Origin of the sequence: Micromonospora sp. RL09-050-HVF-A (genome assembly GCF_019374995.1) — a bacterium.
GTDB lineage: Bacteria > Actinomycetota > Actinomycetes > Mycobacteriales > Micromonosporaceae > Micromonospora > Micromonospora antibiotica.
Genome location: NZ_JAGKQP010000002.1, coordinates 1,345,065 through 1,358,682 on the forward strand (window position 1 = coordinate 1,345,065; position 13,618 = coordinate 1,358,682).

At 75.5% G+C, this 13,618-nt stretch carries 15 protein-coding genes; 12 read left to right on the top strand and 3 right to left on the bottom strand.

What is annotated here, in order from left to right; translation table 11 throughout:
- Window positions 1-34 precede the first annotated feature (34 nt).
- Complete coding sequence (locus J7462_RS06275) at window positions 35-1,390, bottom strand: cell wall metabolism sensor histidine kinase WalK (protein ID WP_208566597.1); 1,356 nt, start codon at window positions 1,388-1,390, stop codon at window positions 35-37.
- On the bottom strand, window positions 1,387-2,070 hold the full coding sequence (locus J7462_RS06280) for a response regulator transcription factor (RefSeq protein ID WP_219462596.1): 684 nt from the start codon (window positions 2,068-2,070) through the stop codon (window positions 1,387-1,389). Before J7462_RS06280 ends, J7462_RS06275 begins: the two co-directional genes overlap by 4 nt.
- A gap of 148 nt (window positions 2,071-2,218) precedes the next feature.
- Between J7462_RS06280 and J7462_RS06285 the strand changes: the two genes are divergently transcribed.
- The 4 genes from J7462_RS06285 to J7462_RS06300 all read left to right on the top strand — a co-directional run bounded on the left by J7462_RS06285 (window position 2,219) and on the right by J7462_RS06300 (window position 3,897).
- Entirely contained in the window at window positions 2,219-2,617 is a 399-nt protein-coding gene (locus J7462_RS06285) for an STAS domain-containing protein (RefSeq protein WP_308290781.1), read from the top strand.
- Window positions 2,614-2,883 (top strand): GlsB/YeaQ/YmgE family stress response membrane protein, encoded by a 270-nt coding sequence (locus J7462_RS06290; RefSeq protein WP_208566599.1) that lies wholly within the window; start codon window positions 2,614-2,616, stop codon window positions 2,881-2,883. Before J7462_RS06285 ends, J7462_RS06290 begins: the two co-directional genes overlap by 4 nt.
- A gap of 124 nt (window positions 2,884-3,007) precedes the next feature.
- Complete coding sequence (locus tag J7462_RS06295; protein ID WP_219462599.1) at window positions 3,008-3,616, top strand: STAS domain-containing protein; 609 nt, start codon at window positions 3,008-3,010, stop codon at window positions 3,614-3,616.
- On the top strand, window positions 3,610-3,897 hold the full coding sequence (locus tag J7462_RS06300; RefSeq protein ID WP_219462601.1) for a BON domain-containing protein: 288 nt from the start codon (window positions 3,610-3,612) through the stop codon (window positions 3,895-3,897). Before J7462_RS06295 ends, J7462_RS06300 begins: the two co-directional genes overlap by 7 nt.
- A gap of 118 nt (window positions 3,898-4,015) precedes the next feature.
- Here the strand turns inward: J7462_RS06300 and J7462_RS31895 are convergent, their stop codons facing one another.
- Window positions 4,016-6,730 (bottom strand): CDP-alcohol phosphatidyltransferase family protein, encoded by a 2,715-nt coding sequence (locus tag J7462_RS31895; protein ID WP_308290782.1) that lies wholly within the window; start codon window positions 6,728-6,730, stop codon window positions 4,016-4,018.
- Between the two features lie 95 nt (window positions 6,731-6,825).
- Between J7462_RS31895 and J7462_RS06310 the strand changes: the two genes are divergently transcribed.
- From J7462_RS06310 to J7462_RS06350, 8 genes are all read left to right on the top strand, one after another.
- A complete protein-coding gene (locus J7462_RS06310) occupies window positions 6,826-7,821 on the top strand; it encodes a zinc-binding alcohol dehydrogenase (RefSeq protein ID WP_208566604.1) in 996 nt (331 codons plus the stop codon).
- Window positions 7,809-8,207 (top strand): 6-carboxytetrahydropterin synthase, encoded by a 399-nt coding sequence (locus J7462_RS06315; protein ID WP_219462602.1) that lies wholly within the window; start codon window positions 7,809-7,811, stop codon window positions 8,205-8,207. Before J7462_RS06310 ends, J7462_RS06315 begins: the two co-directional genes overlap by 13 nt.
- 3 nt (window positions 8,208-8,210) lie before the next feature.
- Complete coding sequence (locus tag J7462_RS06320) at window positions 8,211-9,245, top strand: glycosyltransferase family 4 protein (RefSeq protein ID WP_219462605.1); 1,035 nt, start codon at window positions 8,211-8,213, stop codon at window positions 9,243-9,245.
- Window positions 9,242-10,219, top strand: a complete 978-nt coding sequence (locus tag J7462_RS06330) for a class I SAM-dependent methyltransferase (RefSeq protein ID WP_255597606.1) — start codon at window positions 9,242-9,244, stop codon at window positions 10,217-10,219. Before J7462_RS06320 ends, J7462_RS06330 begins: the two co-directional genes overlap by 4 nt.
- 135 nt (window positions 10,220-10,354) lie before the next feature.
- Entirely contained in the window at window positions 10,355-11,326 is a 972-nt protein-coding gene (locus J7462_RS06335; protein ID WP_374197565.1) for a lysylphosphatidylglycerol synthase domain-containing protein, read from the top strand.
- A 12-nt stretch (window positions 11,327-11,338) separates the two neighbouring features.
- The gene (gene ribA, locus J7462_RS06340; protein ID WP_219462608.1) at window positions 11,339-11,995 is read left to right on the top strand and encodes a GTP cyclohydrolase II; all 657 of its coding nucleotides are present in this window, start codon (window positions 11,339-11,341) and stop codon (window positions 11,993-11,995) included.
- Window positions 11,995-12,732 carry a dihydrofolate reductase family protein gene (locus tag J7462_RS06345; protein WP_219462611.1) on the top strand — a complete coding sequence of 246 codons (738 nt, stop codon included), beginning with the start codon at window positions 11,995-11,997 and terminating at the stop codon, window positions 12,730-12,732. Before ribA ends, J7462_RS06345 begins: the two co-directional genes overlap by 1 nt.
- 99 nt (window positions 12,733-12,831) lie before the next feature.
- Window positions 12,832-13,575 (top strand): zf-HC2 domain-containing protein, encoded by a 744-nt coding sequence (locus J7462_RS06350; protein WP_219462613.1) that lies wholly within the window; start codon window positions 12,832-12,834, stop codon window positions 13,573-13,575.
- Window positions 13,576-13,618 lie beyond the last annotated feature (43 nt).

The window sequence follows — 13,618 nt, forward strand, 5'->3', positions numbered from 1 at the left end:
CGCCGGGTCACCGCCGGGGAACGCAGCGGGCGGGTCACGGCCGGGCCCCCGGCAGCTCCACCCGGAACCGGGCGCCGCCGCCGGGCCGGTCACCGACACCGGCCCGGCCACCATGCGCGGCGGCGTGCTGGGCGACCAGCGCCAACCCCAGGCCGGTGCCGTCCCCGCCGGCCCGGTCGTGCGCGGCCCGACCCCGGACGAACCGGTCGAAGACCACTTCCCGGTCGGCCACCGGCACCCCCGGCCCCTCGTCGTCGACCTCCACCACCCCGACCCCGTCGGACACCCACAGCCGCACCGCGACCGGGCCACCGCCGTAGCGGACCGCGTTGTCCAGCAGGTTGACCAGCACCTGCTCCACCCGCCGAGGGTCCACCGACCATCGCCCCGGCGCGGGTGGGCCGGGCTGGACCAGTGACTCGGGCAGCCCCCGCCCCCGGCACACCCCCCGGGCCAACGCCAGCACGTCGACCTCCTCCCGCTGCACCGGCCGGTCACTGCGGGCCAACTCGATCAGGTCGTTGACCAGCCGTTGGAACCGGGTGATCTCCTCGCTGACCAGGCCGGCGGCGGTGGCCGTCCGGTCGTCCAACCCGTCGCGACGCCGGGACAGCACGCTGGCCGCCGCCGACAGCGTCTGCAGGGGTGAGCGCAGCTCGTGGGCGACGTCGGCGGCGAACCGGCGGTCCCGTTCGATGCGGACCGCCACCTCGTCGGCCATCCGGTTGAACGAGGTGGAGAGCCGGGCCAGGTCCGGGTCGGTGCCCGGGGCGAGCCGGGCGGTCACGTCCCCCGCCGCGATCTTCTCCGCCGCGTCGGCCACCGCCGTCAACGGGCGCAGCCCGTGCCGGGTGGCGTACCAGCCCAGTGCCGCACCGGAGCCGGCCACGGTGACCGCCACCACGGTCAGCGCCAGCGCCAGCACCTGGAAGGTCTGCTCCAGCTCCCGCAGCGAGGTGATCTCGTAGTAACCGGTCGAGTCGGCCAGCGGCACCCCCACCAGCAGCGCCGGTTGCCCGTCGACCCGGATCCGCTGCACCGCCGGCTCACCGTCGGCGACCATCGCCATCAGCCCCGCCGGCACCGCCCCGGACGGGCCCTCGTCGGCGGTGCGGGCGTACCAGCGGCCGTCTCGGTGCACCAGCGCCCGGCGGGTGCCACCGGTGTCCAGGGTGCGCAGCACCTCGTAGACGTCCGGGGTGTCGGTGTCCAGGCCGGCCCGCACCACCGCTGCGTCGAAGTACGCCGCCCGTAGCGCCGTGCGCTCCCGCTCGTCGAGCAGCGAACGGCGCACCAGCTCGTACGAGATCAACGCCATCAGCGCCGACAGCAGCAGCGCCCCGATCGCGAACGCGGCGGTGACCCGGGCCCGCAGGCCGAGCCGCCTCATCGTTGCAGCTTGTAGCCGAGGCCCCGCAGGGTCACCAGGTGCCGGGGGTTGGCCGGGTCGGCCTCGATCTTCTGCCGCAGCCGCCCCACGTGCACGTCGACCAGTCGCTCGTCACCGGTCTCGTAGCCCCACACCCGGCTGAGCAGCTGCTGGCGGGACAGCACCCGGCCGGCATGCTCGGCCAGCTCGCAGAGCAACCGGAACTCGGTGCGGGTCACCGGCACCGGCTGTCCCGCCCGGCGCACCTCACCGGCCTCCGGGCTGATCTCCAACCGGCCGAAGACCAGCACCGGCACCGCCGCCGACGGCGCGACGGCGGTACGCCCCCGGCGGCGCAGCGCCCGCAACCGGGCCGAGAGTTCCTTGATGGCGACCGGCTTGACCAGGTAGTCGTCCGCGCCCGCCTCCAACGCGGCGACGATGTCGTGGGTGTCGTCGCGGGCGCTGACCACCACGATCGGCACGTCGTCGTCGCGGCGCAACTGCCGGATGCACTCGAAACCGTCGAGGCCGGGCAGCATCAGGTCCACCAGCACGTAGTCGGCCGCCTCCTGCCGCTGCGCCCGCAACCCCTCCTCCGCCGTGGCCGCCCCGCGCGCCAGATAGCCCTCGTCCTCCAGGGCCAGCAGCAGCGCCAGACGGATCCGGTCGTCGTCCTCGATCACCAGTACGCCCGCCATCGGGAAATCGTGCCCGGTGCGCGCCGACGATGACGAACCGGCTTCGGCGTACGCGGAATTTGTCACGCAACTGACATACGTCCGCGCGGCCCCCGCCAACCTCGCCCACCAGGCTGGGTCCGGACAGCGAGCCGGAAGGAGGCCGATCGTGGGAGCATCCCGCCCGGAGTGCACCGTACCGCTGGTGGAGGTGTGCGTCACCGACGACCTGGACCTGGCCGCGCTGGCCCGGTCCCGGGAGGTCTTCGACCGGCTCGTCGCGTTGCGCCCGGCCCACGTGGTGGTGGACCTCTCCGAATGCCGGCACCTCGACGCCGCCGCCGTCGGGCTGCTGCTCGACGTGCACCGGGAGCTGACCCGCCACGGCGGCGTGCTGACGCTGCGCGACCCCAGTCCTCGGGCGTTGCGCGTGCTGAGTGCCGCCCGGGTGTCCCGGGTGCTGCCCATGGTCACCACCCCGAGGGCACTGCCGGTGGGCGACGGGCTGGTCCCGTCCGCCGTCCACCGGCGACCCGCGCCGCGGCGGGTCCGGGAGCACAGCCGATGAGCGTGCCCGGCATCGTCGCCGCCGTCGTCGTGGGGCTCGTGGTCGGCACGCTGGGCCGGCTCGTCATCCCCGGCCGCAAGCAGGTCCCGGTCTGGCTCACGCTCGCCGTCGGCCTGGTCGCCGCGCTGCTCGGCACCATCCTGAGTCGGCTGGTCGGCATCGACGGTGACGGCTACACGCTGCGGCAGCTGATCGTGCAGGTCGGCCTGGCCGGGGTCGCCGTGGCGCTGGTCGTCGGCACCGCAGGCGGCCGCACCGAGCCCTGACCCACCGGAACCGGTCGTGGTCCGGCGCATGCGGGGTCTCCGGTCGACCACCGCGCGCCGGGCCACGACCACCGGGCCGCCGCGACCACCGGGCCGCCACGGCCATCCTCAAGGAGGAGATCCGATGACCGTCGTACCGGACGACCCGATGATGACCCTGATCTGTGACAGCTGCGGGACGGTCGCCACCGGCCCGGCCTGTGTCCTGCCCGACGCCGAGGTGGTCTGGACGTTCGTCGCCGAGCAGGGCTGGACCGGTTCGCCGTTCGCCACCGGCCCGCACCGCTGCCCCCGCTGCGAGCTGGTCCCCGAACCGGCCCCGGTGCCGGCCCGCGCGCCCCGCCGCACCGACCCCCCCGGGGTGCTCGGCGTCGAGCACACCGACCAGGTGGCGATCGTCACCGCCGCCGGGGACCTGGACATCGCCACCGGCGACGACCTGCACGGCGCGTTGTCGGAGGCGGTCGACGCCGACCGGCACGTGGTGGTCGACCTGGTCCGGGTGCACCTGATCGACTCCACCGCCCTCGGGGTGCTGGTCCGGGCCCGGCAGGACGCCCGGCAACGCGGCCGGCGGCTCAGCCTCGCCGGACCGTCCCGGTTCGTCCGCACCGCTCTGCACACCATGCGGCTCGACCGGGTCTTCCCGGTCTTCGACACCCGTCAGGAGGCGGTGGACTGGTCCCGGGCCGGCACGGCCGACCGGCCCCGGGAGAGGAGCGCGGCGTGGTGATGCCGTGGCCGCTGCCCGACGACAGCTGGTTGCGTCCCGAGCCCGACCCGCCCGGCCCACCGGGTGATGACGTCCGGCTGGCCGCCGAGGTGGCGTACCGGATCGTGGGCGGGGTGGGTGTGCGGGCCCGACGGATCACCGTCACCGTGCAGAACCGGATGGTGATCCTCGGTGGCGTGGTGCCCGACGTCGAGGCCCGGCAGCTCGCCGGTGAGGTCGCCTGGCAGGTGCCCGGCGTGGCCGACGTCTGCAACGCGCTGCGGCTGTCCACGAAGCGCTGATCCCCGGCGTCGGTGCCGCCGGGGATCAGCCGGGTGCCGGGCCGGCGGCGCAGCGCAGTGCCACCGACCAGCGCAGTGCAGGGCCGCCGACCGGCGTCGCGCTCGGCCGCCGCCGGGGTCAGCGTGGCGCGGCGACGTGGGCCGGCGGTTGCGGCCCGAACGTGGTGAGGAACCGGTCCCGGAAGGTGTCCATCGGCCACACCGGCGCGTCCGGGCCGGGACGCAGCCCCTCCTGCCAGCCCCAGCCACCCACCCGGGCCAGCACCGCCGGGTCGCGGGTGACCACCGTGATCGGCACGTCCCGGCTGGCGTTCGGGCCGGTGACCAGCGGGGACGGTTGGTGGTCACCGAGGAAGACCAGCACCAGGTCGTCGTCGCCGTACGTCTGGACGTAGGAGATCAGGCTGTTCAGCGAATATTCGATCGCCCGGCGGTAACCGGTACGCACCTCGGTGGTGCTCCGCCCCACCACGTTCTTCGGGTTGAACGCCACCGACGTCGGCCGGCGGTAGATCGAACCGTCCCCGACGTGGTCCCAGTCCAGCATGCGGGGGATCGCCACCCACGGGGAGTGGCTGGAGACCAGCGGAATCTGCGCCATGATCGGCGCGTGGTCAGGGTTGGCCCGCTCCCGGCGTTGGAAGGCGGACAGGGTGTACTGGTCGGGCATCGGCGCGTAGCTGAACTGCGGTCCCCGGTAGTCCAGCCCCGCCGCGTCGTGGTAGCGGTCGTAGCCGAAGAACGCCCCCTCCGGCCAGGGCGAGGTGGCCGCCGGCATCACCCCGACCGTCTGCCAGCCGGCCCGCCGGAACGCCCCGTTGAGGGTCAACCGGTCACTGGCCAGCAGGCTGTCGTGCCGTTGCTGGTTGTTGATCCACAGCCCGGACAGCAGGGTGTCGTGGGCCAGCCAGCTCCCGCCACCGGCGGTGGGTGAGGTCAGGAAGCCGCTGCGGGCGGTGAACCCGGCGGCGGCCAGTCGCCGGGTGCCACCGTCGAGCACCGCACCGACCTGCCCGGCGAACTCGGGGTCCTCGACCGCGTCCCGGCCGTAGCTCTCGACGAACGCCAGCACCACGTCCTTGCCGCGCAGCGCGGTGAGCAGCTGGTCGCCGGGCGTGTCACGGAACGCGTCCCGGGTGACCTGGTCGGTGAACTCCCGACGGTCCCGCAGGCCCGCGCCGACCTGACCGACGTGCTGCCCGACCAGGGTCGCCGTGCCGGAGTCGGCGACCGGCACACCGAGCGTCGCGGCGGCCACCCACAGCGCGGTGAGGCCGGCGACGACCCGGGTGGCGACCCGGTGGTGCCCGGCCGCCACCCGGGTCAACCGCAGCACCGACCAGCTGGTGAGCACCAGCAACGCGACCACCAGGGCGACCAGCCCGACGGCGGCGGCGACCGCGCCGCCGGTACCCACCGAGTCGGTGAGGAAGGCGTACCCGTCGTCGAGCAGCACCCAGTCGAGGACCAGGTCGAACGGGCGGGCCAGGCTGGCCGACATGCCCAGGTCGAGCACCTTGACGATGGCGACCAGCCCCAGCACCACCCCGATCGACACGGCGACCGGCCGTCGGGCCCGACCGGGCAGCGCCAGCAGCAGGGCGGCAGCCAGCAGCCCCTCGACCGGCACCCGCAGGAACGCGACCGGGGTGACCTGGTCGAGCCGGTCCGGTGCGGTCAGCACCGCCAGGACCAGCATCCCGGCCAGCACGGTGGTCACCCGGACCGCGACGGTCCGCCACCGGGCCCGCCCGGCCGCCGCCGGGGCCTGCGGCGTCGTCGGGTCCGCCTCCGGCGGGGTCGGGGTCGGCGCGTCGCCGGCGGGCCCGCCGGTCGGGGTGGACCGGTCGGCCCGGGCGGGGCCCGCCCGGTTGCCGTGCTCGGGCGACGCAGGCGTGACAACAACGACACTCCGGAAGGTCCTTCCTGGCAGGGAGCCCGGCGGCAGGGCCGGGCCGGATCGACGGTCCGGATCAGACCGGCTGGTGGGCGACGAACGGCGGCCGGTCGGCGACGGCTTCCACCCGGGCCGCACCGATGGTACGGACGGCAGCATCCCGACCGGCGACACCCGCGGGACGGAGATCGACGTGCCGGCGGTCGGCGCGACGGGCCTGACTGGCAGGACGGGCCTGACGGGCCGGATCGACCGGTGCCACCAGAGCCAGCCCACGTCGTGACCGAACGACTCGACCAGCAACGCCAGCGCCACCGCCGCCAGCACGGCGGTCAACGGTCGGGCCAGCACGTCCGCGGCGACCACGAGCAGCAGCACGCCCTGCGCGGCGGCGACCACCTTGCGCCAGAAGCGCGGCGGCAGCGCCCCACGCATCCAGGGCAGCAACCAGCCGGCGGCGACGAAGGCGTACCGCAGGCCGCCGATGGCAAGCACCCACGGCCCCACCGCCGGCGCCACCTGGATGCTGAGCACCAGGATGAGGAACGCGTCGACCTCCATGTCGAAACGTGCGCCGAGGGCGCTGACCGTGCCGGTGCGCCGGGCCACCCAGCCGTCCACCGCGTCCAGCGCCAACGCCACCGCGGTCATCGGCACCAGCACCGCCAGCGGGGCCGGTTCGGAAAAACCGGTGACGACCAGGGCGGTCACCCCGCCGACCAGCACCCCCCGGGTCAGCGTCACCCGGTCGGCCGGCCCGAGCCGGTCGACCCCCCGGCGGCGCAGACCGCGCTGCAACGCGACGCAGGTGACCACGCCGTACCCGAGGCCGGCCAGCCAACCGGCGACGTCGAGCCCGACGGTCGCGGCCAGCCCTGCCAGCAGGACGGTCTGTACGGTCAGGCCGAGCACCGGACCGGTTCGAACCCTGGACACCCTGCCTCCGTGTTTATGATCGACGACCTCGGCAGTGGGTACGCAGGACGCGGCCGTTTCGTTCGGTTCCGCCGGCAGAAGAGGAGAAAACCCGCGTGATCCGCGATGCCCGGGCCTTCTGGCTCCGCTCCCCCGGCGTCGGTGAGCTGCGGCCGGTGACCCTGCCCACGCCCGGCCCCGACGACGTGCTGGTCCGCAGCCGCTACTCCGGGGTGAGCCGCGGCACCGAGACGCTGGTCTTCACCGGCGGCGTGCCGGAGAGCCAGTACACGGCGATGCGTGCCCCGTTCCAGGAGGGCGACTTCCCCGCCCCGGTCAAGTATGGCTACCTCAGCGTCGGCGTGGTCGAGGTCGGCCCGGCGGCGCTGCGCGGGCGGACGGTGTTCTGCCTGCACCCGCACCAGAGCGCGTACGTGGTGCCGGCGTCGGCGGTGACCCCGGTGCCGGACGACGTGCCGGCGGCCCGCGCGGTGCTGGCCGGCACGGTGGAGACGGCGGTCAACGCCCTGTGGGACGCCGCGCCGCTGGTCGGCGACCGGGTCAGCGTGGTCGGCGGCGGGATGGTGGGGTGCAGTGTGGCGGCCCTGCTGGCCCGTTTCCCCGGGGTGCGGGTGGAGCTGGTCGACGCCGATCCGGCGCGGGCGGCGGTCGCCTCGGCGCTGGGCGTCGACTTCGCCCTGCCGGCGGCGGCGACCGGTGGACGGGACCTGGTGGTGCACGCCAGCGCCACCGCCGCCGGGTTGCAGCGCAGCCTGGACCTGCTCGCCCCGGAGGGCACCGTGGTCGAGCTGAGCTGGTACGGCGACCGGCCGGTCGAGCTGTCGCTGGGTGGGGCGTTCCACGCCGGGCGGTTGACCGTCCGCAGCAGTCAGGTCGGCACGGTCTCCCCGGCGCGGGCGTCCCGGCGCGGTTTCGCCGACCGGCTGGCGCTCGCCCTGGAGCTGCTCGCCGACCCGGTGTTCGACGCGCTGCTGACCGGGCGGTCCCGCTTCGCGGAGCTGCCCGAGGTGCTCGGCCGCCTGGCCTCGGGGGAGCTGCCCGCGCTGTGCCATCTGATCAGCTACGACGAGGAGACACCGTGTTCAGCGTGACCGTACGGGACCACATCATGATCGCCCACAGCTTCCGGGGCGAGGTGTTCGGGCCGGCCCAGAAGCTGCACGGGGCGACCTTCGTCGTCGACGCCACCTTCCGCCGCCCGGAGCTGGACGCCGACGGCATCGTGGTGGACATCGGCCGGGCGATCGACGAGCTGAAGGCGGTGCTGGCCGACCTGACGTACCGCAACCTGGACGAGGAGCCGGCCTTCGCCGGGCAGAACACCACCACCGAGGTGCTGTGCCGGGCCGTCGCCGACCGGCTCGCCGACCGGGTGCACGCCGGTGGGCTGGGCGAGGGCGCCCGGGAGCTGGCCGGGATCACCGTCACCCTGCACGAGTCGCACATCGCCTGGGCCAGCTACGAGCGGTCGCTGTAACCCGTGCCGGCGGTGCACGTCGTCCTGCCCGGCGACATCGACGATCCAGCCACCCCCAGCGGCGGCAACGCCTACGACCGGCGGGTCTGCGCCGGGCTCGCGGCGACCGGGTGGACGGTGCGCGAGCACGGGGTGCCCGGGGCGTGGCCGCACCCCGACGAGGCGGCGCGGGCCCGGCTGGCCGGGGTGCTCGCGGCCCTGCCGGAGGGCACGACGGTGCTCTACGACGGGTTGGTCGCCTCGGCCGTGCCGGAGCTGCTGGCGGCGCAGGCCGGCCGGCTGCGTCAGGTGGTGCTGGTGCACATGCCGCTCGGTGACGACGCCGAGGCGCGCGGGCTGCCGCACGCCGACGCGCTCGTCACCACCAGTGGCTGGACCCGGGAGCTGCTGCTGGCCCGGCACCGGATCGACCCGGACCGGGTGACGGTGGCCGTTCCCGGTGTCGACCCGGCGGACGTCGCCGCCGGCACGGCCACCGGCACGGCGCTGCTCTGCGTCGCGGCGGTCACCCCGGTCAAGGGGCACGACGTGCTGGTCGACGCCGTGACCGGGCTAGCCGGCCGGCCATGGACCCTGGACTGCGTCGGCGCGCTGGACCGCGATCCGGCCTTCGTGGCGGCGCTGCGGCAGCGGGTCGACCGGGGCGGGCTGGCCGGGCGGGTGCGCTGGCACGGTCCGCTGACCGGGCCGGCGTTGGCGGCGGCGTACGCGGGGGCGGATCTGCTGGTCCTGCCGTCGCGGGCCGAGACGTACGGGATGGTGGTGGTCGAGGCCCTGGCCCGGGGGCTGCCGGTGCTGGGCACCACCGCCGGTGGGGTTCCCGAGGCGCTGGGCCGGGCCGGCGACGGCACCCCGCCCGGGATGCTGGTGCCCCCGGACGACCCGGTGGCCCTGGCCGGCGCCCTGCGGCGCTGGCTGCACTCGGCCGACCTGCGGGACCGCCTCCGCCGGGCGGCCCGGGACCGGCGGGTCGACCTGCCCGGCTGGCCGGCCACCACGACCGTGATCTCCCAGGTGCTGGACGGAGTGAGGACATGACCGCGTACGCCACCGAACCGTTCGCCGACTGGCTGCGGCTGCGGGAGCCCGCCGACGCCGAGGCCCGCAGCGGGGAGCTGGTCGACCTGCTCCGCGCCCGGCTCACCGGCACCGGCACGGCGGGTGCCGGTGGTTCCGGCATGCCGACGACCGCCACCGGTGGCCCGGGTGCGGCAACCGGCGGTGCGGCGGGCCTGTCGCCGGCCGGTGAGGGGGGACCCGGGATGCAGGTGACCGGGGTCGGTTCCGTCACGTCGCTGCGCGGGGACCGCCCGTGGGTGGTGCACGACCTGGGCAGCGGGACCGGTTCGATGCTGCGCTGGCTGGCCCCGTTGCTGCCCGGCCCGCAGCGCTGGGTGCTGCACGACCGGGACCCGGGGTTGCTGGAGCGGGCCGGCGCGGCGGTGCCGGTCGCCGCCGACGGCAGCCCGGTCGAGGTGACCACCCGGCAGGGCGACCTCACCCGGTTGACCGCCGCCGACCTCGCCGACGCCGACCTGGTCACCGCGTCGGCGCTGCTGGACATGTTCAGCGCCGACGAGATCGGCCGGGTGGTGGGCGCCTGCGCGGGCGTCGGCTGCCCGAGCCTGTTCGTGCTCTCCGTGGTCGGTCGGGTGGCGTTCGACCCGGCCGACCCGCTGGACGCCGAGATCGCCGCCGCCTTCGACGCCCACCAGCGGCGTACCGTCGACGGCCGGGACCTGCTCGGGCCGGACGCCGCGGCGGCGACCGTCGCGGAGTTCGGCCGGCACGGGCTACCGGTGACCGTGCGGCCGAGCCCGTGGCGGCTCGGGCCGGACCGGGCGGAGCTGCTCGTCGAGTGGTTCGACGGCTGGCTCGACGCGGCGCTCGCGCAGCAGCCCGAGCTGGCCGACCGGACCGCCGACTACGTCCGGTGGCGACGGGCCGAGGCGCTGGCCGGTCGACTCACCGTCACCGTCGGCCACGACGACCTGCTCGCCGGGGTGGAATGAACCGGTTCGCCGGCCGGTACGTGAGAAAGGACAAGATCCCCGAGGAGGAACCGCGTGTCACCGGACCCCACCGGCACAGCTGTCGCCCGTACCCCGTCCTCCCCCGCGGCCCGGGGCTCCTCGGCCTGGGCCTGGCTGAGCAACCTCGCCGGGGTGGGCCTGGTGGGGGCGCTACTGTGGTGGTTGGGCACCGGCCCGGCGCTGGCCGGGCTGCGGCGGATCGACACCCCGGCGGTGCTGACCGCGCTGGCGTTGGGCGCGCTGGCCACGGTCGGCTGCGCGTGGCGGTGGCGGCTGGTCGCCGAGGCGCTCGGCATCCGGCTGCCGCTGGGCACGGCGGTGGCCGACTGCTACCGGGCGGTCTTCCTCAACGCGACACTGCCCGGCGGGGTGCTCGGCGACGTGCACCGGGCGGTCCGCCACGGCCGGGAGGCCGGTGACCTGGGTCGGGCCGTGCGGGCGGTGGTCTGGGAGCGGACCGCCGGGCAGGTGGTCCAGGTGGTGCTCGCGGTGGTGCTGCTGCTGGCCCTGCCGTCGCCGGTGCGGCCGTACCTGCCGATGGTGACGGGGGTGGCGGTCGCGGTGGGCCTGGTGCTGGTGGTGCTGGTCCGGGCGCTGCCCCGGTCGGGGCCGTCACGGCGGGCCCGCGCGGTGCGCGCCGTCGTCGCCGACGTGCGGGCCGGGCTGCTGGGTCGGCGCACCGGGCCGGGGGTGCTGCTGGCCTCGACCGTGGTGGTCGGCTGCCACCTGGCGACGTTCGTGCTGGCGGGCCGGGTGGCCGGGGTCACCGCGCCGCTGTCGGTGCTGGTGCCGCTGACGCTGCTCGCGCTGCTGGCGATGGGGCTGCCCGCCAACATGGCGGGCTTCGGGCCGCGCGAGGGCATGGCCGCCTGGGCGTTCGGGGCAGCCGGCCTCGGTGCCGCCGAGGGGGTGGCGACCGCCCTGGTGTACGGGGCGCTGGTGCTGGTGGCAGCCCTGCCGGGCGCCGCCGTGCTGGTGCTGCGGGGTCGCCCGTCCGCGCTGCGGGAACGACGGGGTGACCGTACGGTGGGAACTCAGGGTGGTTCCTCACCGGTACCCGCTGCCGGGCTGGCCGGCAGCGCCTGACAGAGGAGACACATGTACGACGCACTGCCGGCCGCGACGGTCCGGACACAGGTCACGGTCCCCCTGCGGTTCTCCGACGGGTTCGCCACCACCGCCCGGGTCTTCTCGTTCGACGGGCTGGTGGACGGCCGGGAGCACCTGGCGTTCGGGCTGGGCGACTGGTCGGGCGCGCTGCGCAGGCACGCGGCGGGCGGGGCGGCGCCGCTGGTCCGCCCGCACAGTGAGTGCCTGACCGGGGACGTCTTCGGCAGCCAGCGCTGCGACTGCGGTCCGCAGCTGCGCGAGGCGGTGCAGCGGATCACCGAGGCGGGCGGTTTCCTGCTCTACCTGCGTCAGGAGGGACGCGGCATCGGCCTCTACCCGAAGCTGGACGCGTACGCCCTGCAGGACGCCGGGTTGGACACCTACGAGGCGAACGTGGCGCTCGGGCACGATGAAGACGAACGGGACTACCGGGCCGCCGCGCAGATGCTGGCGGTGCTCGGTGTGCCGGAGCTGGTGCTGCTGAGCAGCAACCCGGACAAGGCCGAACAGCTGGCCCGGCTGGGCGTGGCGGTGGCCGATGTGGTGCCGACCGGGGTGTTCCTGTCCCCCGCCAACGCCGACTACCTGGCGGCCAAGGCGAGCCGGGCCGCGGCCCGGGCCGTCGACCTGCCGTCGTTGAACTGATGGGTGTCGTACCGGCGGGGACGGCGACCACCGCCGTGCCGGCGTCGACCGGGCGGCCGTACGTGCTGCTCAGCTGCGCCACGTCGATCGACGGTTACATCGACGACGCCACCGAGCAGCGGCTGCTGCTGTCCAACGCGGAGGACATGGACCGCATCGACGCCGTCCGGGCCGGTTGCGACGCCATCCTGGTCGGCGCGGGCACGATCCGGGCGGACGACCCCCGGCTGGTGGTCCGCTCGGCGCGGCTGCGGGCCGCCCGGCAGGCCGCCGGCCTGTCGCCGTCACCGGTGAAGGTGACCATGACCGCCCGGGGGTTACTGGACCCGGCGGCCCGGTTCTTCACCGTCGGTGACGCCGAGAAGATCGTCTACTGCGCGGGGCCGGCGGTGGACAAGACCACCGAGCTGCTCGCCGGGGCGGCCACCGTGGTCGACGCGGGTGACCCGCTGGACCCGGCCCGTGCCCTGGCGGACCTGGCCGGCCGGGGGGTGCAGCGGCTGATGGTGGAGGGCGGCGCGACGGTGCACGCCCAGTTCCTCACCGCCGGGCTCGCCGACGAGCTGCACCTGGTGGTCGCCCCGTTCTTCGTCGGCGACCGACGGGCCCCCCGGTTCGTCGGCGACGGTGCGTTCCCGTGGCACCCGGGTCGCCGGGCCCGGGTCGCCGAGGTACGCCAGATCGGCGACGTGGTGCTGGTCCGCTACGCCCTCTCGGAGCGCTGCGCCGACGGGTGAACCGGCGGACGGGTCCGGTCCGTACCATGCGGACGAGGGGACCGTCCGGTTCACTACGCTGCGTGGTAGCGGCCGACGGTACGGACGAGGAGTGGCGGGATGAGCGACCGGTGCGCGTCCTGGCGGGAGATCCTGTCGGCCCAGCTCGACGGGGAGGAGACCGCCGAGGAGCGGGGCGCGGTCCAGGCGCACCTCGACGGTTGCCCGGACTGCCGCGCCTGGCACGAGGTCGCCGCCATGGTGACCCGGCGGGCGCGTACCCGGGTGGTGGCGGCGGTGCCCGACCTGACCGAGTCGATCCTCGCCGCCGTGCCGCCACCGGGGCGACGACGGTTCGAGCGGTGGCGTGGCGGGTCGACCGCCGGCCTGCGGGTCGCCCTGGGGCTGCTCGGCGCGGTCCAGCTCGCCCTCGGGCTGGCCCAGGTGGGCCAGGGCGTCAACGCCGAGCACCTGCACCCGACCGGGCAGCACCTGTGGCACGAGTCGGCGGCGTGGAACGTCGCGGTGGGCGCCGGTTTCCTGTTCGTCGCGCTGCGCCGTACCCCGCCGGCCGGGTTGCTGCCGATGCTGAGCGCCTTCGTCGCGACCCTGGTCCTGCTGTCGGTCAACGACGTGGTCACCGCGCAGGTGGCGGTGCCCCGGCTGGTCAGCCACGGGTTCCTGGTCGGCGGTTACCTGATCACGGTGCTGTTGTTCCGGCTCGGTCCGCGTCCGAGCGGCCCACCGCAGGGACGACGGGCCGGCCGGTCCCGATGGCGGCTGCGTCTCGACGAGCTGGACGAGCCCGGCCGGGCCGTGGTGCAGCCCTACGGCGCGCAGGCCCGGGACCGCCGGGCGGCCTGAGCGGCGCACCGTAATCAGCTGGCAAGGTTCGGCGGCCCGTCGC